Origin of the sequence: Streptomyces sp. NPDC056527 (genome assembly GCF_042794475.1) — a bacterium.
GTDB lineage: Bacteria > Actinomycetota > Actinomycetes > Streptomycetales > Streptomycetaceae > Streptomyces.
In genome coordinates, this window is sequence record NZ_JBHTTQ010000126.1 from 1 (window position 1) to 19,578 (window position 19,578).

Genomic DNA, 19,578 nt, shown 5'->3' on the forward strand with positions numbered 1-19,578 from the left:
GCAGTGACTGCGGGGGCCCGAGCCCTCTGTCTGAGCTTGTGTCAGCCTGCCGGCGTCAGCCGGACGCGGCCGAGATCACAGGTCAGCCGTTCTTGGCGCGCGACGCGGTACGACCGCGCTGGTTCTGGTCCAGGACGACCTTACGGATGCGCACGGCCTCCGGGGTCACCTCGACGCACTCGTCGTCGCGGCAGAACTCCAGGGACTGCTCCAGGGAGAGCTTGCGCGGCGGGACGATCGCCTCGAAGGAGTCGGCGGAGGCGGAGCGCATGTTGGTGAGCTTCTTCTCCTTGGTGATGTTCACGTCCATGTCGTCGGAGCGCGAGTTCTCGCCGACGATCATGCCCTCGTACACCTCGGTGCCGGGGTCGGTGAACAGGACACCGCGCTCCTGGAGGTTGGTCATCGCGAAGGCGGTGACCGCACCCGCGCGGTCGGCGACCAGCGAACCGTTGTTACGGGTCGTCAGCGTGCCGAACCACGGCTCGTGGCCCTCGTGGATCGAGTGCGCGATACCCGTACCGCGCGTGTTGGTCAGGAACTCCGTACGGAAGCCGATGAGGCCACGGGACGGAACGACGAACTCCATGCGGACCCAGCCGGAGCCGTGGTTCGACATGTTGTCCATGCGGCCCTTGCGGACACCCATGAGCTGCGTGACCGCGCCCATGTGCTCCTCGGGCACGTCGACCGTGAGGCGCTCGACGGGCTCGTGGGTCTTGCCGTCGACCTCCTTGGTGACGACCTGCGGCTTGCCGATGGTCAGCTCGAAGCCCTCGCGGCGCATCTGCTCGACCAGGATGGCGAGCGCGAGCTCACCACGGCCCTGGACCTCCCAGGCGTCGGGACGCTCGGTGTCGAGGACGCGGAGCGAGACGTTACCGATCAGCTCGCGGTCCAGACGGTCCTTGACCTGGCGGGCGGTGACCTTGCGCTGCTTGACCGCGGACTTGGCGTCCGCGCCCTTGCCCGTGCCACCGCGGCCGACGAGCGGCGAGGTGTTGGTGCCGATGGTCATGGAGATGGCCGGCTGGTCGACCGTGATCAGCGGAAGCGCGATCGGGTTCTCCGGGTCGGCCAGGGTCTCGCCGATCATGATGTCGGGGATACCGGCGACGGCGCAGATGTCACCGGGGCCTGCGACCTCGGCGGGCTTGCGGGTGAGCGCCTCGGTCATCATCAGCTCGGTGATGCGGACGTTGGAGATCGTGCCGTCCCGCTTGATCCACGCGACCGTCTGGCCCTTGCGCAGCTCGCCCTGCTCGACGCGGAGCAGCGCGATACGGCCGAGGAAGTTGTCGGCGTCGAGGTTGGTGACGTGCGCCTGGAGGGGGGCCTCCTCGTCGTACACCGGAGCCGGGACGTGCTCCAGGATCGCGGAGAAGAACGGCTCCAGGCTGTCGCTGTCCGCGGGAACGGTGCCGTTCTCCGGCTTGGTCAGCGAGGCGATGCCGTCACGGCCGCAGGCGTAGACGATCGGGAACTCGATCTGGTCCTCGTCGGCGTCCAGGTCCAGGAACAGGTCGTAGGTCTCGTTGACGACCTCGTCGATCCGGGAGTCCGGGCGGTCCGTCTTGTTGATGCAGAGGATGACGGGCTTGCGCTGCTGGAGCGCCTTGCGCAGCACGAAGCGGGTCTGCGGGAGCGGACCCTCCGAGGCGTCCACGAGGAGGACGACCGCGTCCACCATCGACAGACCGCGCTCGACCTCGCCACCGAAGTCGGCGTGACCGGGGGTGTCGATGATGTTGATCGTGATCGGGGCCCCGCCGTCCTTGGGGTGATACTTCACCGCCGTGTTCTTGGCGAGGATCGTGATGCCCTTCTCACGCTCCAGGTCGTTCGAGTCCATCATGCGGTCGTCGAGCTGCTGGTGGGCGGCGAAGGCACCGGCCTGCTTGAGCATGGCGTCGACGATGGTCGTCTTGCCATGGTCGACGTGGGCGACGATGGCGACGTTACGGATGTCGTGGCGCGTGGGCATGGGTGCTTGCGCTTCTCTCGGATCGTGGGATGCGGCGTCAAATTCCTCTTACGCCCGCCGGGCGGACGCGCCACGGCTATGTCCTATGGTACGGGGCCGCCGCGCAAGGGGCTTCCCCGCCCGAATTCGAGAGGGTCTACTAGGAGGTTTGGGGGCCTCGGTGGTGCGGTGCACTGGGGGTGTGGGGAGCACTGAGCGTGCGGAACCGGCCGGGTCAAGGGGCCGGACGTGATCCTGCCCGCCGGGGTCACCGGCGGGCAAGGAACTTGAGCTGCATCTGAGGTTGTGACCTGGACTTTCAGCTATTTCTTGGTATTGCGCTCCGCACCGTTGGCCGATTCGGGCTTCTTGAACCCGATGTCCTGGTAGCGCGGGGCCGCGAAGCCCCAGGCGCCCGCGTTCACGATCTCGGGCTTCGCCGCCACGAGCTGCGGGCGCTGATAGAGAGGAATCGATCCGGCAGCGGCCCAGATCCGGGCGTCGGCCTGTCGGACCAGGTCACGGGCCTCCTCCTCGTCGAGCGTGGCCACCGCCTGGTCGAAGAGCTGGTCGATACGGTCCGTGCCGACCCGGGCGTAGTTCTGCTCGACCAGGAGCGAGCCGTCCGAGGCCGGCTCGGGCTTGGCGAAGATCGGCCGGGCGTCGGTCGCGGGGAAGGCCGTGGCGGGCCAGGAGTAGAGGGCCAGGTCGTAGTCGCCCGAGGCGATGTGGTCCTTGAAGAAGCTCTCGTCCGCGACCTTGGTGATCTCGGTGCTGATCCCGACCGCGTCGAGCATCTGCACGATCTTGTCGCCGACGGTCCGCAGCGACTCGGAGCCGGGACCCGAGGGCAGGACGAACCGCAGGTTGAGCGCCTTGCCGTCCTTGCCCAGGCCCGTGCCCGCGGCGGCCGGCACGGCGGGGGCCGCCGTGCCGCGCGGGGCGTAGGCGCCCGCGACACCGCTGTCGGGCTTGGCCGCGGTCCGGCCCTTGGCCTCGGTCGTGGTGCCGGCGTCGGTGCCGGTGTCGAGGAGGGCGGCCTGGCGGAGCAGCGCCGCGTTCTGCAGGGCGGCTCCGGGGGCCGGGGCGAGGACGTCGGTGCCGCTCTCGGGACCGGTGGCGCCGATCGCGGGCTCGGGCGCCTTGGCGCCGTCGCGGGCGGCGGTGCCGCCCGGCTTGTCGTCGCCGACGATGTAGAGGCCGTCGTTGGAGGCGGCGTCGGCTGCCTCGGGCTTCTTGGCCTTGTCCGCCTCGGGCTGCTTCTCGGCGGGGGTCTTCTCCGCGGGGGCCTTCTTCTCCGTCCCCTCGGTTCCCTGCTTCTCCGTCTTGTCGGTGGTCTCGGCCTTCTTCTCGGCGTCCTCCGCCTCGCTGCCGGCCTTCGTCCCGGCCGGCTTCTCAGCCGCGCCGCCTGGCACCCAGCCCGCGTCCGCGAGCAGCGCCCTGGCCTCCTTGGCGTCCTGGTCGCCGAGCGCGTCGCTGCTGTCCGCGTAGGCCGCCTGCCCGGCCAGGGCGAGGTGGCTGCCGGGCGGCGTCGCGGGCAGACCCAGCGGCTTGAGTACGGCTTCGGCCAGTTCCTGTCGGTCGAGCGCGCGGGCCACGGCCCGACGCACCCGCTCGTCGGCGAGCGGACCGGACTCGCCGTTCAGCGAGAGCTGGGTGTACGCCGGCTCCAGCGACTTGCGCACCACGAACTTCCCGAGCGCCCGCTGCTCGGTCGTGTACTGCTCGATGGACGCCTGGTTCTTCTTGCGGGCGGCTTGCACCGCCTCCGCCTTCCCCTCGTCGGAGCCGTTGGCCAGGGCCCAGGACTTCAGGGCCGCCGAGGGGGTGACCGCGGCGCCGGGGCCGTGTGCGAGGGCCTGTCCGCCGTTCCGGCCGGACTCGGCGTCCTTCACCGCGAGGGCGATGCGGTCCGCCGCGGACCGGTCGATCTCGGCCAGATCGAGCTTGCCCGCCGCCAGCGCGGTGACGCGGTCGGCGCGCGGTACGGCCTTCAGGACGATCTGGTCGAGCTTGGCGGACTGGCCCCACCAGCGGGGGTTCCGGTCGAGGGTGACGGTGCCCGCCTTGCGATCGGCCGCCTTGAGCCGGAACGGGCCCGCGGTCGCCTTCAGGGTGGTGCGCGCGCCGTCGTTGAAGGCGGCCGGCGACCCCATCACCTCCTTCGGGTAGAGGGGAGTGAAGAGGGACTGCCAGTCGGCGTACGGCTTGCCGAAGGTGACGCGTACCTCCAGGTCGTTCTTGCCGCGTTCGATCTTCTCGATGCGCTCGTAGCCCGAGTTCCGGGCGGTCCAGTACGCGGTGTCCCGGCCGTTCAGGGCCCGCCACTGCGCGACGAAGTCGGGGGCGCCGATCTCGCGGCCGTCGCTCCACACCGCCTGCTGGTTGAGCTTGTAGAGGACGACCTGCTTCGGCTCCGTCTCGACGACCTTCGCGGACTCCAGGTAGTCCGGGTTGCGCTGCGGCCGGCCGCGCGCGTCGAGGGTGTAGAGGGCGGGGAGCACGGCCCCGGCGATGCGCGAGGTGCCGCCGTCGGCGTCCGCCTGGAAGGCGTTGAGGGTGGTGGGCATCGCGTCCACGGCCCAGTTCAGGGTGCCGCCGTCGGTCACCCGGTCACGGGCGGCGGGTGCGTGGTCCGGGGCGGCGGCCCTGGCCTCGTCGGCTTCGTCGGACGAGCTGCATCCGGCCAGGACCGAGATCGCGAGCACCGCGCTGGTGAGGGTGGCGACGGAACGGAGCGTGCGGGAGCGGGGGCTCCTGGAGCATGTCCTCCCGCGAGGGGCGCCGACCTGGGACATGACTTGTACCCCTTCATCCGGTTTCATGCCATTTAGAGATGATCACACCTATTGCTCATACACTGAAAAGGAAGGAGCGGATCCGGCCACGGCGACACGGCGGCGCGGCCGACAAACCCCACCCGTGCGGCCCAACCGCCGGGCGGCGCGGATCTCCGGACGAGTGGAATCCCGTACACATGGGTTCACAAGCGGGGTGTGACGCGCGACACTCTCAGGCGCGTGTTCGCCACCCGCAATCGCGGAAGTGAGGGCAATCCATGTCCCTTCAGGACGAATTGGCGGCCGTCAAGGGCCGCCTCGATGACCTGGTTCGCACGGTCGAACAGCTGGAACGCCGCATCGCGGCGGAGCGGGGCGTCCCCTCGCCGCCGACCCCCGGTCGGCCGCAGGACATCGTGACGATCCCCGACACCCCGTACGACAGCGGGCTGTGGACGGATTCGGACGACGAGGGTCTGGGAGCACGCGACCGGCACGCGCCCTAGGAGACCTCGTTGGCCACAGGAACCGAACCGCCTTCCACCGGAAGGGGAGCGCCCGCCACCGGCGTGCACTCCCCCTCCCGTGCGGCGATCGCCCCCCGCCACCTACGCACCGACCGCTGGTGGCTGGCGCCCGCCGCCACCGCGGCCGGACTGCTCGCCTTCATCGCGTACTCCACCTGGCGAGCCTTCGCCAACAGCGACTACTACGCCGCGCCCTACGTCTCGCCGTTCTACTCGCCCTGCCTGGCGGAGAACTGCGTCCCGATGAAGGGCGGGCCCAACTGGGAGATCTTCGGCAGCTGGTGGGGCCTCTCCCCCGCCCTGCTGATCCTTGTCTTCCCGCTCGGCTTCCGGCTGACCTGCTACTACTACCGCAAGGCGTACTACCGGGGATTCTGGGCCTCTCCGCCGGCCTGCGCGGTCGCCGAGCCGCACACGACGTACACCGGCGAGACCCGCTTCCCGCTGATCCTGCAGAACATCCACCGGTACTTCTTCTACACCGCGCTCCCGGTGGCGGCGATCCTCACCTACGACACCGTGCTGACCTTCCGGAACTCCTCGTACGAGTGGGGCCACGCGGGTCTGGGGACCGTGATCTTCCTGATCAACATCGTGCTGATCTGGGCGTACACCCTGTCCTGCCACTCCTGCCGGCACATCGTCGGCGGGCGGCTGCGGCACTTCTCCCGCCATCCGGTGCGCTACCGCCTGTGGAGCCTGGTCGGGAGGCTGAACACCCGTCACATGGTGCTCGCATGGGCCTCGTTGATCTCCGTCGCGCTCTGCGATCTGTACGTGTACCTGCTCGCCACCGGAACCTTCGACGACCCGAGGATCTTCTGACATGGCTCAAGTCGAACGGCAGCAGTGGGACGTGGTCGTCGTCGGCGCGGGCGGTGCCGGGCTGCGCGCCGCGATCGAGGCGCGCGAGCGGGGCGCCCGTACGGCCGTGATCTGCAAGTCGCTCTTCGGCAAGGCGCACACGGTGATGGCCGAGGGCGGCATCGCCGCGTCCATGGCCAATGTCAACGCCCACGACAACTGGCAGGTCCACTTCCGCGACACCATGCGCGGCGGGAAGTTCCTCAACCAGTGGCGGATGGCGGAGCTGCATGCACGCGAGGCCCCTGAGCGGGTGTGGGAGCTGGAGGCCTGGGGCGCTCTCTTCGACCGTACGCCGGACGGCCGGATCTCCCAGCGCAACTTCGGCGGACACGAGTACCCGCGGCTCGCCCATGTCGGCGACCGGACGGGGCTTGAGCTGATCCGCACGCTGCAGCAGAAGACCGTCGCGCTCCAGCAGGAGGACTTCCGGGAGAGCGGCTCGTACGAGTCACGGCTGAAGGTCTTCCAGGAGTGCACGGTCACCCGGATCCTCAAGGACGAGGACGGGCGGGTGAGCGGTGTCTTCTGCTACGAGCGGGAGACCGGGCGCTTCTTCGTCATGGAGGCGCCGGCCGTCGTCCTGGCGACCGGCGGGATCGGCAAGTCCTTCAAGGTGACGTCGAACTCGTGGGAGTACACCGGCGACGGCCACGCCCTCGCGCTGCTCGCGGGAGCGCCGCTGGTGAACATGGAGTTCGTGCAGTTCCATCCGACGGGAATGGTCTGGCCGCCGTCGGTGAAGGGGATTCTGGTCACCGAGTCGGTCCGCGGCGACGGGGGCGTGCTGCGCAACTCCGAGGGCAAGCGGTTCATGTTCGACTACGTCCCCGACGTCTTCAAGGAGAAGTACGCGCAGACGGAGGACGAGGGCGACCGCTGGTACGAGGACCCGGACAACAACCGGCGCCCGCCCGAACTGCTGCCGCGCGACGAGGTGGCGCGGGCCATCAACGCCGAGGTGAAGGCGGGGCGCGGTTCGCCGCACGGCGGGGTGTTCCTGGACGTGTCGACGCGGATGCCGGCCGAGGTGATCAAGCGGCGGCTTCCGTCCATGTACCACCAGTTCAAGGAGCTGGCGGACGTGGACATCACGGCGGAGGCGATGGAGGTCGGGCCGACCTGTCACTACGTGATGGGCGGCATCGCGGTCGACTCGGACACCGCGGCGACGGTGGGCGTTCCGGGGCTCTTCGCGGCCGGTGAGGTCGCGGGCGGGATGCACGGCTCCAACCGGCTGGGCGGGAACTCGCTCTCCGACCTGCTGGTCTTCGGGCGGCGGGCGGGGTGGCACGCCGCGGAGTACGCGGCCGACGCCACGCGCGGAGGCGTCTCCGAGGCGGGGGTCGAGGCCGCGGCCGTCGAGGCGCTGGCGCCGTTCGGCGCGGCGGAGGAGCCCTCCGCCGAGAATCCGTACACCCTCCACCAGGAACTCCAGCAGACGATGAACGACCTCGTCGGCATCATCCGGCGGGAAGGGGAGATGGCCGAGGCCCTGGAGCGCATCGCCGAGCTGCGGGTCCGCGCGCGGCGGGCCGGGGTCGAGGGGCACCGGCAGTTCAACCCCGGCTGGCACCTCGCGCTCGACCTTCGGAACATGCTGCTGGTGAGCGAGTGCGTGGCACGGGCGGCGCTGGAGCGGACCGAGAGCCGGGGCGGGCACACGCGGGAGGACTATCCGTCGATGGAACGGACGTGGCGCCCGGTGAATCTGCTGTGCCACCCGGCGGACGACGGCGGGATCGGGCTCGAGCGGACGCGCACCGAGGCGATCCGTGCGGACCTGCTCGCGCTGTTCGAGAAGGAGGAGCTGGTCAAGTACCTCGCCGAGGAGGAGCTGTACGAGTGAGTACCTATGACGCGCACTTCAGGGTGTGGCGGGGCGACACCGACGGCGGAGACCTCACGGACTTCACGGTCGAGGTGAACGACGGCGAGGTGGTCCTCGACATCATCCACCGGTTGCAGGCCACCCAGGCTCCGGATCTCGCCGTGCGCTGGAACTGCAAGGCGGGCAAGTGCGGTTCGTGCTCGGCCGAGATCAACGGCCGGCCGCGCCTGATGTGCATGACCCGGATGTCGACCTTCGACCGCGAGGAGACCCTCACGATCACCCCGCTGAGGGCCTTTCCGGTCGTACGGGACCTGGTGACGGACGTGTCCTTCAACTACGCCAAGGCGCGCGAGGTCCCGGCCTTCGTGCCGCCGGAGGGGCTCGCCCCGGGCGAGTACCGGATGCGGCAGATGGACGTGGAGCGCTCGCAGGAGTTCCGCAAGTGCATCGAGTGCTTCCTGTGCCAGGACACCTGCCACGTGGTGCGGGACCACGAGGAGAACAAGACGGCGTTCGCCGGCCCGCGCTTCCTGATGCGGGTGGCCGAGCTGGACATGCACCCGCTGGACGCCGCGGAGGAGACGGGTCTCGACCGCAAGCGGACCGCCCAGGAGGACCACGGGCTCGGGTACTGCAACATCACCAAGTGCTGTACGGAGGTGTGCCCGGAGGGCATCAAGATCACCGACAACGCGCTGATCCCGCTGAAGGAGCGGGCCGTGGACCGCAAGTACGACCCGCTGGTCTGGCTGGGCAACAAGATCCGTCGGCGGGAGGCGTAGCCGTTCCGCCTCGGGGTCGGGGTCAGTGCCAGCCCTCGCGGTAGGCCGCCCAGTCCTCCTCCTTCGCGGCGAAGTCGACGTAGAGCGCGACGCCGAAACGTTCGCGGTCGTGGTCCGTGCGCCCCAGGCCCAGCCGGGTGCCGCGGATCGCGGCCGCGACGGTCTCCGCCGAGTCGTGGTGGCCGAGGTCGTCCTCGTGGAAGAACGGCAGCCCCATGAGCAGGTCGGTGTCCTCGGGCGTCACCTCCAGGGCCAGGCTGGTCTGCTGGGCGACGTATCCGCCGTACAGGCTCTCCAGCGGCATCCAGGTGTCGTACGACATGACGGCGATCTGGTCGACCCGGCGGGCGACCTGCCCGAAGAACTCCTGCGACCACCACTTCTCGCTGCCGCTGATCGCGCCGTTCACCGAGTGCAGGGCGGGCAGCGGGTCGATCTGGTGGGCGGCGACGGAGAGCGGGACCTTGCGGGACCCGGTCAGCTCGCCCAGGTCGTCGAGGAGCGACAGATAGTTCGTGTCGTCCGAGAGCAGGGGCTCCAGGTCGAAGTGGACCCCGTCGAAGCCGGCGTCGAGGATCTGCCGGGCCGAACCCACCACCGCCGCGCGCGAGGCCGCGTCCTCCAGGCGCAGCCCTTCGGGGCCCTCGGTGGCCAGGACGTCTCCCAGCCAGGCGTGCACCCGTATGCCGGGCATCGTGCGGTGGACGCTCTCGATCAGCCAGGCCGCGCGCGGGTACCGGGCCGCGGGGAGCGTGCCGTCGTGCTCCAGCGGGCCGGCGTGGACGTACAGGTCGCGTATCCCCGTCCCCTTGATGCGGGCGGCGAACGCCGCGAGGTCGGCGTCCTTCTTGCGTCCGTCCACCCAGGCGTGACCCAGCCAGATGGCGTCCTTGCCGCGGGACTGCGTCCCTTCACGGAGATCGCCCGCGTAATTGATCCGCAGGGCGGCCGCGCTGCCGGCGAGCGGCAGCACCAGGAGCAGGGCGAAGCCGAGGACGATCCAACGCCCCCGCCGCCACAAGCCGCGTACCCGTCCGTTCACCCGTGCCCCCAAGATCGTCGACTGTGTGCTGACCACCCTAGGGGCGGCTACCGACAGTGACGCTCAGGGCCGAGAAACGGTTTCCGCCCGGTCGCGGGTGAATAGATCGGGACATAGCCTCCCCATGTGACGCGAACAGCCGCCCGAATCCTCCTCGCGGCGCTGGTGGCGGCGTGGTGGCTGGTGGTGCCCGCCGTGCACGGCGCCCGCGCCGACGACCCGGTCGTGCTGTCCCGCGAAGGGCAGATCACGGACACGGTGGGGGCACTGGGCGACCGCCGCAGCGCGGTCGCTCAGGCACTGGACCGGCTCTACGACGACCGGCGCGTACAGCTCTTCGTCGTCTATGTAAGGGACTTCTCCGGGCGTTCGGGCCAGAACTGGGCCGACGCGACGGCCGAACGCAACGGTCTCGGCATCGACGACCTGCTGCTCGCGGTGGCCACGCACGACCGGCAGTACGGCTACTCGGCCGACCCGGCGTCCCGCTTCACCCAGGCGCAGCTCGACGACGTGGCACAGACCGCGATCGAGCCCGCGCTGCGGCAGAACGACTGGGCCGGGGCCGCCATCGGTGCGGCGAACGGCTACGGCGCCGTGCTCGCCGGACAGCCCGTGCCCACGCCGACCATCACCCCCGGTGACCCCGATCCCGGCGGCGGCGCGGACGAGGGCGCTTCCGGGACGGACCTGGTTCTGCCGATCGTCCTCGTCGGCGGCGCCGTCGCCGTCGCGGCGTACGCCTGGACCAAGCGCCGCCGGCGGACCGGGCCGGGGAGCGGCGCGCCGCCGCGGACCGGGCAGGGCTGGGGCACGCCGAAGGAACCCGCGCAGGTGCCGCTGGAGGAACTGGACGGCCAGGCCAGGCGGGTGCTGGTCGCCACCGACGACGCCGTCCGCACGAGCCAGGAGGAACTCGGCTTCGCGAGCGCCCAGTTCGGCGACGAGGCGGTGCGGCAGTTCACCGAGGCCGTGGCGTTCGCGAAGGAGGAGCTGACTGCCGCCTTCCGGCTGCGGCAGAAGCTCGACGACGCCTTCCCCGAGGACGACGCGACCCGGCGTTCGATGCTCGACGAGATCATCCGGCGCTGCGGCGAGGCCGACACCCGTCTCGACGCGGAGTCCGAGGACTTCGACCGACTGCGGGCCCTGGAGCGCAACGCCCCCCAGGCGCTGGCCGCCGTGGAGGAGGCGTTCCACGAGCAGACCGGGCGGGTGGTCACGACGGAGGCGGCGCTGAACGCGATGCGGGAGCGGTACGCCGATTCGGCGGCATCGCCCGTCGCGAGCGCCGTCGAGCAGGCCAAGGACCGGCTGGTGTTCGCGACGACCAACCTGGACCGGGCCCGACAGGAGATCGACGCGGGTGACAACGGCGCCGCCGCGGTGCGCATCCGGGCCGCCGAGGGAGCCGTCGACCAGGCGGCGCGGCTCAGCGAGGCCGTGGACCGGCGGGCCCAGGAACTCGCGGAGGCCGTGGGCAAGCTGCCGAACGCGCTGGCCGAGACGGAGGCGGATCTCGCCGACGCCCGCGGTCTGCTCCAGGGCACCACCGAGGGGGTCTCCACCGCCGATCTCCAGGGCCGGATCGCCCGTGCGGAGTCCGTCGTCGCCGATGTGCGGCGGGTTGTGGACGCCGGCCGCCACGACCCGCTCGACGCGCTGCGCCGCGTCGAGGAGGCCGACGCGGTCCTCGACGAGGCCCTGGAGGGCGCGCGGGAGCGCGAGTCGGGTACACGGCGCGCCCGTGCGCTCCTCGATCAGGCGATGCTGACCGCCCGTTCCGCGATCGGGGCGGCGGCCGACTACGTCACGACGCATCGCGGGGCGATCGGCAGCGAGGCCCGTACGCGGCTGGCCGAGGCCCAGCGGCGGCTGGAGAAGGCGAGGGAACTCGAAGCCGCCGACGACCCGCAGGCCGCGCTCGCCGAGGCCCAGCAGGCGGACGCGCTGGCCCGCCGGGCGCAGGACCTCGCCGAGCAGGACGTCCGCACCTATGGGAACCCGAACGGCCTGGGCGGTGTAACAGGGGTGGGAGGTGGCGGCGGCGGGCTCGGCGGTGCGGTGCTCGGCGGCATCATCCTCGGCGGATTGTTCGGCGGAGGTTCCGGCAGAGGCGGAGGGGGATCGAGTGGTGGCGGTTTCGGGGGCGGAGGTTTCGGCGGCGGGCCCGGCAGCTTCGGCGGCGGAGGCACACGCGGCCGGCTGGGCGGCGGCGGCCGTTTCTGACCATGTCTCGCTCAACGCGTTCAAGGAGATCAAGCATGTCGAAGCAGACGATCCTCGGCCGTGTCGCCCAGCTGGCGAAGGCCAACATCAACGCCCTTCTGGACCAGGCCGAGGACCCGCAGAAGATGCTGGACCAGCTGATCCGCGACTACACGAGCAACATCGCGGAGGCGGAGGAGGCCGTGGCGGCGACGATCGGGAATCTGCGGTTGATGGAGCAGGACCACCAAGAGGACGTCGACGCGGCGAAGGAGTGGGGCGAGAAGGCCCTGGCCGCGAGCAGGAAGGGGGACGAGCTGCGGACCGGCGGTCAGACGGCGGAGGCGGACAGGTTCGACAATCTCGCGAAGGTCGCGCTGGGACGCCAGCTCCAGTCGGAGAAGGAGGCGAGGACAGCCGAGCCGACGATCGCCTCGCAGACCGAGGTGGTGGACAAGCTCAAGTCCGGCCTGGACCAGATGAAGACCAAGCTGAACGAGCTCCGGGCGAAGCGGGACGAGCTGGTGGCGCGGGCCAAGTCCGCGCAGGCGCAGAACCGGATGATGGACGCGGTGAAGAGCATCGACGTCCTGGACCCGACGAGCGAGCTGAGCCGGTTCGAGGACAAGGTCCGGCGCGAGGAGGCGAAGGCGATGGGCAAGCAGGAGCTGGCCGCCTCCTCGCTGGACGCCCAGTTCGAGCAGTTGGACGCCCTCGGCGACAGCGCGGAGATCGAGGCCCGGCTGGCCGCCCTCAAGGGGTAGCGCCGCCCGGCCTGCCGGCCCGGTGCGGGGTGGTGCCCGGCCGGGCCCGTGAGAGGGTGCGGCGCTGGTCAGAACATGCTCAGCAGCTGCTCCACGGTCGGCTCCGCGGCGTCGCCGTCGTCCGGCAGGGGAAGTTCGAACCAGACCGTCTTGCCGCGCGGCGTGCGGCGCGATCCCCAGGCCGCGCTGAGCAGTCCGACCAACTGCAGTCCGCGTCCGCCCTCGTCGGTGTCCCTGGCCCGACGGCGCCTCGGCTGGACCAGACCGGCGTCCCAGACCTCGCAGACCAGGGTGCGGTCGCGCAGCAGCCGCAGCCTGATCTCGCCCTCGCCGTAGCGCAGGGCGTTGGTGACCAGCTCGCTGACGAGCAGTTCGACGGTGTCCACCAGCGGTTCGAGGTCCCACGCGGTGAGCTGCGCCCGGGCCAGCTCGCGGGCGCGGCCGACCGAGCGGGGTTCCCTGGGCAGTCGCCAGTCCCCCACCGCGTCGCACGGCAGTCCCTGGATACGGGCCATGAGGAGGGCGATGTCGTCCTCGCCGTGCCCGGTGTCGAGGGTGGTCAGGACCCGGTCGCAGACGTCCTCGAGGGGGCGCGCCGCGTCGGTGAGCGCGTTACGGAAGGCGCTCAGGCCCTCGTCGAGGGGATGGTCGCGGGACTCGACGAGCCCGTCGGTGTAGAGGGCGAGCAGCGACCCCTCGGGCAGTTCGACCTCGACCTCCTCGAAGGGTTCGCCGCCGACGCCGAGCGGCATCCCCGGGGGCACGTCGAGCAGCAGGGCCTTCTCGCCGGGTTCGACGAGGACCGGCGGCAGGTGGCCGGCGTTGGCGAAGGTGCAGCGGCGGGTGACCGGGTCGTAGACGGCGTAGACGCAGGTGGCGAGGTAGACCTCGGAGAGTTCGGGTCCGCGGGCCTTGTGGGCGCGGGCGCTCTGCTGGGCTCCGGCGGGGGCGCCCAGGCCGCGGGCGATCTCGTCGAGGTGGGAGAGCACCTCGGCGGGTTCGAGGTCGAGCTGGGCCAGGGTGCGGACGGCGGTGCGCAGTTCGCCCATGGCGACGGCGGCGCGCAGGCCGCGGCCCATGACGTCGCCGATGACCAGCGCGGTGCGGTGGCCGGGGAGTTCGATCACGTCGAACCAGTCGCCGCCGACCTCGGTGGCCGTGGTGCCGGGGAGGTAGCGGCAGGCGATGTCCAGTCCGGCGGCCTCGGGGTCGCCGGGCGGGAGCAGGCTGCGCTGGAGGATCAGGGCCCGCTCGTGCTCGCGGCGGTAGAGGCGGGCGTTGTCGATGCAGACCGCGGCGCGGGCGGCCAACTCGACGGCGAGGGCCCGGTCCCTCTCGCCGAAGGGCTCGCTGCCCTTGGCGCGGGAGAACTGCACGAGGCCCACGACGGTGTCATGGGCGACCATCGGGACCACGAGGGTGGAGTGGACGAGGCTGCCGTCGCCCCCGGGCACCGTTCTCACCCGTCCGGTGCGCAGCGCCCCGGCGCAGGGCGAGTTGAAGGGGTAGTGGTGGACGGAGCCGACCTCGACGGTGCCGGTGCCGCAACAGGTCTCGTCCGTCCCCGATCCCGCGGTCGCCCCGGGCGTTCTGAGCGGGGTGTCGGCGACGGCGCTGGCGAAGGCGACACGGCGCAGTTCGGCGCTGCCCGCCCCGTAGCCCACGTCGTGGGAGCTGCCCCATCGCCCGGGCGGGGCCTCGTCTCCGGTCAGCAGCCCCTGGTAGAGGTCGACGGAGGCGAGGTCGCAGAAGCCGGGGACGGCGACGTCGAGCAGCTCGCGGGCGGTGGCCTCCAGGTCGAGGGAGTTGCCGATCCGGGCGCCGGCCTCGTTGAGGAGGGCGAGGTTGCGGCGGGCGCTCGCCGCCTCGCGGGCCGCGTTGTGGCGGCGGGTCACGTCGATGCCCAGGCCCGCGACGCCGACGGGTCGTCCGGAGCCGCCGTGCACGCGGTAGAGGTTGATCGACCAGTGGCGCCGGTCGGTGGAGCCCGGGGGCGCTCCGACGATCTGGAGCTCGGTGACGGCCTCCCCGGTCTCCAGGACCCGTTGGAGCGCGGCGGTCATCCGCTCGGCCTCGGGGCGCGAGAGGTAGTCGTGGACGGTACGGCCCCGGTGGTCGTCGGCGTTGCCGCCGAAGACGGCCGCGAAGCGCTGGTTGGCCCGCTTCACGGTGAGATCGGTACCGAAGAGAAGAAAGCCGAAGGGCGATTGGCCGAAAATGGCCTGCGAAGCGGCGAGGTCGGTCTCGATGTGCCGCAGGGCCCGCACGTCGACGACGATGCACAGCGCGGCTCGCTCACCGGACGGCGTCTGACTCGGCATGACGTACATCTCGGCGATCCCGTCACGGCGGGTCTGACCCGGTATGCGGAACGGGACGAGGCCCGTCCACTCCTTGCCGTCGAGGATCTCCGCGACCCGGCGCCTGCCACGCTCCCGCAGGTCGGGCGGCATGAAGGCCTCGACCGGGTCCCTGCCCATCGCCTCTTCGGCGGGCACGCCGAAGAGCTCGACGGCCCGGCGGCTCCACTGGTCGACGAGCCCGTCGGGCCCTATCGAGAAGGAGGCGACCCGGATGTAGTCATAGATCGAGCCGGGCGGGCTGCTCTGCCACATGACGCCGCTCGCCGTCTCAGGTATCTCGCTCACGCGACCGTCCCCTCCAGCTCACCGCACCGGACCGGCCATGCCCGCAGTATTCAGCACTACGGCCCCCGACGGCACGACGTTCACGATCACAGGGTGGTCTCGTTCATTTCCGGCCGAGCCTGGTGATCGTTGTCCCTCCCCGTCTTCTAACCCGGCAGGGCCAGCTCGAACCACACTGTCTTGCCCGTCCTGCCCTTGCGGGTGCCCCAGCGCCGAGCAGAACAAGCCACCAGCTGCAGCCCGCGGCCGCCCTCGTCATCGGGGCCGGCGGGGCGTTCGGTGGGTGCATCCGGAAGGGGATCGGAGACTTCCACGAGAAGGGCGGGGTGGTGAGCGGTGTCGCCGCCGTCCGGCTGCACGTGCACGAGACGGACACCGATGGGGCCGGAGGCGTAGCGCAGGGAATTGGTCACCAGCTCGCTCACCAGCAGGACGGTGACGTCACCCACCGCGGGGTCGATCTTCCAGGCCCGGAGCGTGTCGCGCACGGCGTGGCGCGCCGTGCGCACCGCGTTGGCCTCCGCCGGGAAGTACCACTCGGCGCAGTCGCCTTCGGTGTCGATCACGCCCGATCACTTCCCCAGCCCATCACCAGAAGGGAGGCCCACGTCCTATTTCGGGGGGTTAATCAGCACATACCCGATATTCAGGGCGGGATATCGCAGGGATTGGACCAGTGGGCGCATGGTGGCACGAACGGCGTAGAGCCTCAGCCGTGCACTCCACCCGCCGGGGCGGTCGGCAGTCGCAGCCCGGCCTCGGCCACGGCGGGCCGGTCCTGGTCGAGCCAGTCGACGGAGTCCAGCTCGTGGCGCGCCAGCCAGCGCAGTTCGTCGTGGTCCTCCAGCGGGCGCGGTTCACCGGAGAGCAGCCGGGCCGTCCACACCTGGAGGACGTAACCGGGCTTCAGCGGCCACTCGCCGGGGATGCGCTCCCCGGGTTCGGTCTCGACGCCGAGCTCCTCGCGCAATTCGCGGACCAGGGCTTCTTCGGCGCTCTCCCCCGGCTCCAGCTTGCCGCCGGGAAGCTCCCAGCGGCCCGCGAGCTCGGCGGGGGCGCTGCGGCGCGCGGCAAGCAGACGCCCCTGGTCGTACACGGCTCCGGCGACCACGACCACGTGGTCGGCCACGTGGTCGGCACGGCGATCTGTCATGGTCCGGAGCGTATCCCGCGCGGGACACCCCCACCTGGGCGAGGTCAGACCGCGGGCTGACCGATGCGCTCGACCCAGTAGAGCTGCTTGTGTCCACGGTCGTCGAGACTGTCGGCGACCTTCTGGGCTTCGTCCTGCGTTGCGTATCGCCCGACGCGATAGCGGTTCCCGTTGTCGTCCTGCCGTATGACCAGCCAGGCCAGGACAGGGCCACTGTCGGTCATCGGGCTTCTCCCTCCGCCGATCCGGTCGTCTCTAAGGATCTCCCTGAAATGGCAATCCGCATATGCCCGACCCTACGCCTGACCTTTACACAGCGGATACGGGTTTTCACAAAGAGGTACGGATCCGGCCGGGAATTGACGGAGGGAGGCCGAAGATCAGGCCCTGGAGGCGGCCTTGGGGGCCCTCGGTGCGGGTATCAGCACGGGCCCGGCCGCCGCGAGGGCCGTACGGCAGGCCGGCGCCCGCGGGTGACCAGGTCCATGTCATGGCGGCACGGCGCACAGGCCCCGGCGATGGGATGCCCGTCGAGCGGCGCCCCGAGGCGTGCGGCGCCCAGCGCAGCGAGCCGCTCGATTGCGGGAGCTGACCCACCGCCAGCATCCCGTCCCCCGACTCCCCGCCGGTCAGCGCACCGGCAGGTGGTAGGCGATCCGGTAGCGGTCGGCCGGGACGACGACGTCGGCCGTCTCCACCGCCAGCCCCGAGGCGTAGTAGGTCCGCTCGACCACCATCACCACATGACCGGGCACACCGCCCAGCGCCAGCAGCTCCTCCGCGAGGCCCGGGCGAGCGCCGACCTGCTCCACCACGTTGTCCACGACCACGTCGATCGCCGCCATCCGCTCGACGACCCCGCAGCCGCCCAGCGGCCCCTCCTCGGGGAGCATCACGGGCGTCCGGCCGGTGACCGAGAGCGGCTCCCAGGAGGTGGAGAGCATCATCGACTCGCCCGCGTCCCGGTACACGTACCGCGTACGCATCACCCGCTCGCCCGGCTCGATGCCGAGCCGGGCGGCCACCACGGCGCTCGCCTGCTCCTGCTCGCTGCTGGATTCCCAGGTACCCCGCGCCCCGTCGGCCGCCTGCTCCTGCCGGAAGGGGTTGGCGCCGGACGGCGGCCGGTACCCGGAGCGGGCGATCCGGCGCGGCACCGGCCGCTCCCGTACGTACGTCCCCGAGCCCGAGCGGCCCTCGACCAGCCCCTCGGCCATGAGCACCTTGCGCGCCTCGAGCGCCACGGTGTCCGAGACCCCGTACTCCTCGCGGATACGCGCCTGCGAAGGGAGCCGGGTGTGCGGCGGCAGCGAGCCGTTGGCGATCTTCTCCCGGAGATCGCTCGCCACACGCAGATAGGCGGGCTGCTCACCGAACGTCACTGGACACTCCCCTCAGGTTGACGGACAGCTACAGAGTGACAACCCTCGGTGTCCACCCGCAACCATGGGCCAAAGTTTCACCCGAAGTGATGACTTGCCTTTACGCCTGCGCTTACCGCAGGTATAGCAGCCGATCTCCGCCGAAGCCTTGACCTCAATGGTCCAGACCAATACTTTCCTGTGAGCACAGCTCCCTTCCGGCACACGCACAGGAAACGAGCCTCATGCGTCGTAGAACCCTTTCCCGGCTGACGATCGCCGCCCTTTCCCTCGGTCTCGTGGCCGGTCTCGCGCCCGCCGCGGGCGCCGACTCCGCCTCGCACGGCGACAGCCGTCCCTCCTACAAGCGCGTCGGCTACTTCACCCAATGGGGCGTCTACGGACGGAACTTCCAGGTCAAGGACCTGGAGACCAGCGGCACGGCGGCCAAGCTCAGCCACATCAACTACGCCTTCGGAAACGTGAGTTCCGACGGAAAGTGCTTCACCGGCAACATCCCGGGCGAGGCCGACGCCTGGGCCGACTACGTCCGCCCGCTCGACGCGGCGGGCTCGGTGGACGGCGTCGCCGACACCGCCGACCAGCCGCTCGCCGGCAACTTCAACCAGCTGCGCGAGCTCAAGGCCAAGCACCCGGGCCTCAAGGTCATGATCTCGCTGGGCGGTTGGAGCTGGTCCACCCACTTCTCCGACGCTGCCCGCACCCCCGCCTCGCGCAAGGCATTCGTCTCCTCCTGCATCGACCTCTACATCAAGGGCAACCTGCCCGCCGACGGCGCCCGTGGCGGCGCGGGAGCCGCCGCGGGTCTCTTCGACGGCATCGACCTCGACTGGGAGTGGCCCGGCTCGGCGGGCGACGTCGACACCGTCTTCCGCCCCGAGGACAAGCAGAACTTCACCGCGCTCGTACGGGAGTTCCGCAGCCAGCTCGACGCGTACGCGAAGGCACAGAAGAGCCACGGCAAGCGCAAGCACTACGAGCTGACCGCCTTCGTCCCCACCGCACCCGCCAAGATCGACGCGGGCTTCGAGGTCCGCAAGATCATGCGCGACCTGGACTTCGTCAACCTCCAGGGCTACGACTTCCACGGCTCCTGGGAGTCCACCACCGCGCAGCAGTCCGCGCTCTTCGCGAAGAACGACTTCAGCGTCGACCAGACCGTGAACGACTGGCTGCGACGCGGCGCACCCGCCCGCAAGCTCGTGGTGGGGATGCCGTTCTACGGCCAGGGCTGGACGGGCGTCACGGGCGGCGGCAACGGACTCGGCCACCCGGCGACCGGCCCCGCGCCGGCCACCTGGGCGAACGGCTACGAGGACTACAAGGCGCTCAGGAAGCTCGCGGACTCGGGCTCGTACACCGTCCACCGCGACCGGAGGAACGGCCACGCCTGGCTGTTCGACGGCACGACCCTGTGGACCTACGACGACCCGCAGGTGCTGCGGACCAAGTCGGCTTACGTACGGGCCAAGGGGCTCGGCGGAGCGATGTTCTGGTCGCTGGACGGGGACACCCCCGACGGCGAGCTGATCACGGCGGTCGACGGGGTTCTCGGCCGGCGATAGGCCGCCGGCTCCGGCACGCCGTCCCGGCACTCACGTCGGCGGGGCCGGGTCTCCCGAAGGAGGCCC

Annotated in this window: 15 protein-coding genes; 7 read left to right on the forward strand and 8 right to left on the reverse strand. The window is 70.9% G+C overall.

Going from position 1 to position 19,578, the window contains the following annotated elements; all coding sequences use genetic code 11:
* Positions 1–82 precede the first annotated feature (82 nt).
* Together typA and ACFQ7Q_RS33835 are read right to left on the reverse strand one after the other, a co-directional pair.
* The gene (gene typA / locus ACFQ7Q_RS33830) at positions 83–1,984 is read right to left on the reverse strand and encodes a translational GTPase TypA (protein WP_383561946.1); all 1,902 of its coding nucleotides are present in this window, start codon (positions 1,982–1,984) and stop codon (positions 83–85) included.
* Positions 1,985–2,286: 302 nt separating this feature from the next.
* Positions 2,287–4,761, reverse strand: coding sequence for an ABC transporter substrate-binding protein (locus tag ACFQ7Q_RS33835; protein WP_383561948.1), 2,475 nt, complete (start codon positions 4,759–4,761; stop codon positions 2,287–2,289).
* Between the two features lie 260 nt (positions 4,762–5,021).
* On the opposite strand from ACFQ7Q_RS33835, the gene ACFQ7Q_RS33840 reads away from it, so the two are divergent.
* Genes ACFQ7Q_RS33840 through ACFQ7Q_RS33855 form a run of 4 tightly spaced genes read left to right on the forward strand, consistent with a single transcriptional unit; the run spans position 5,022 to position 8,750 of the window.
* On the forward strand, positions 5,022–5,249 hold the full coding sequence (locus ACFQ7Q_RS33840) for a hypothetical protein (RefSeq protein WP_383561950.1): 228 nt from the start codon (positions 5,022–5,024) through the stop codon (positions 5,247–5,249).
* 9 nt (positions 5,250–5,258) lie between these two features.
* Positions 5,259–6,095 (forward strand): hypothetical protein, encoded by an 837-nt coding sequence (locus tag ACFQ7Q_RS33845; protein ID WP_383561952.1) that lies wholly within the window; start codon positions 5,259–5,261, stop codon positions 6,093–6,095.
* 1 nt (position 6,096) lies between these two features.
* Complete coding sequence (locus ACFQ7Q_RS33850; RefSeq protein ID WP_383561954.1) at positions 6,097–7,983, forward strand: fumarate reductase/succinate dehydrogenase flavoprotein subunit; 1,887 nt, start codon at positions 6,097–6,099, stop codon at positions 7,981–7,983.
* Positions 7,980–8,750 carry a succinate dehydrogenase/fumarate reductase iron-sulfur subunit gene (locus ACFQ7Q_RS33855; protein WP_383561956.1) on the forward strand — a complete coding sequence of 257 codons (771 nt, stop codon included), beginning with the start codon at positions 7,980–7,982 and terminating at the stop codon, positions 8,748–8,750. Before ACFQ7Q_RS33850 ends, ACFQ7Q_RS33855 begins: the two co-directional genes overlap by 4 nt.
* A 22-nt stretch (positions 8,751–8,772) precedes the next feature.
* On the opposite strand, the gene ACFQ7Q_RS33860 is transcribed toward ACFQ7Q_RS33855, so the two are convergent.
* Positions 8,773–9,849 (reverse strand): hypothetical protein, encoded by a 1,077-nt coding sequence (locus ACFQ7Q_RS33860; RefSeq protein ID WP_383561971.1) that lies wholly within the window; start codon positions 9,847–9,849, stop codon positions 8,773–8,775.
* Between the two features lie 69 nt (positions 9,850–9,918).
* On the opposite strand from ACFQ7Q_RS33860, the gene ACFQ7Q_RS33865 reads away from it, so the two are divergent.
* Both ACFQ7Q_RS33865 and ACFQ7Q_RS33870 read left to right on the forward strand, forming a co-directional pair.
* Positions 9,919–12,021, forward strand: a complete 2,103-nt coding sequence (locus ACFQ7Q_RS33865; protein ID WP_383561958.1) for a TPM domain-containing protein — start codon at positions 9,919–9,921, stop codon at positions 12,019–12,021.
* 35 nt (positions 12,022–12,056) lie between these two features.
* Positions 12,057–12,764: a PspA/IM30 family protein gene (locus ACFQ7Q_RS33870; protein WP_383561960.1), complete on the forward strand. Its 708-nt coding sequence runs from the start codon at positions 12,057–12,059 to the stop codon at positions 12,762–12,764.
* A gap of 68 nt (positions 12,765–12,832) precedes the next feature.
* Here ACFQ7Q_RS33870 and ACFQ7Q_RS33875 read toward each other — a convergent pair whose 3' ends face one another.
* The 5 genes from ACFQ7Q_RS33875 to ACFQ7Q_RS33895 all read right to left on the reverse strand — a co-directional run bounded on the left by ACFQ7Q_RS33875 (position 12,833) and on the right by ACFQ7Q_RS33895 (position 17,947).
* A complete protein-coding gene (locus tag ACFQ7Q_RS33875) occupies positions 12,833–15,379 on the reverse strand; it encodes a SpoIIE family protein phosphatase (RefSeq protein ID WP_383561973.1) in 2,547 nt (848 codons plus the stop codon).
* A 179-nt stretch (positions 15,380–15,558) separates the two neighbouring features.
* Positions 15,559–15,978 (reverse strand): ATP-binding protein, encoded by a 420-nt coding sequence (locus ACFQ7Q_RS33880; protein WP_383561962.1) that lies wholly within the window; start codon positions 15,976–15,978, stop codon positions 15,559–15,561.
* Between the two features lie 143 nt (positions 15,979–16,121).
* Positions 16,122–16,565 (reverse strand): (deoxy)nucleoside triphosphate pyrophosphohydrolase, encoded by a 444-nt coding sequence (locus ACFQ7Q_RS33885; protein WP_383561964.1) that lies wholly within the window; start codon positions 16,563–16,565, stop codon positions 16,122–16,124.
* Positions 16,566–16,609: 44 nt separating this feature from the next.
* On the reverse strand, positions 16,610–16,789 hold the full coding sequence (locus tag ACFQ7Q_RS33890; RefSeq protein ID WP_362363957.1) for an SPOR domain-containing protein: 180 nt from the start codon (positions 16,787–16,789) through the stop codon (positions 16,610–16,612).
* A 405-nt stretch (positions 16,790–17,194) separates the two neighbouring features.
* Positions 17,195–17,947, reverse strand: coding sequence for a GntR family transcriptional regulator (locus tag ACFQ7Q_RS33895; RefSeq protein ID WP_383561967.1), 753 nt, complete (start codon positions 17,945–17,947; stop codon positions 17,195–17,197).
* A 224-nt stretch (positions 17,948–18,171) separates the two neighbouring features.
* On the opposite strand from ACFQ7Q_RS33895, the gene ACFQ7Q_RS33900 reads away from it, so the two are divergent.
* Positions 18,172–19,512, forward strand: coding sequence for a glycoside hydrolase family 18 protein (locus tag ACFQ7Q_RS33900; RefSeq protein WP_383561969.1), 1,341 nt, complete (start codon positions 18,172–18,174; stop codon positions 19,510–19,512).
* The last annotated feature ends 66 nt before the right edge of the window (positions 19,513–19,578 follow it).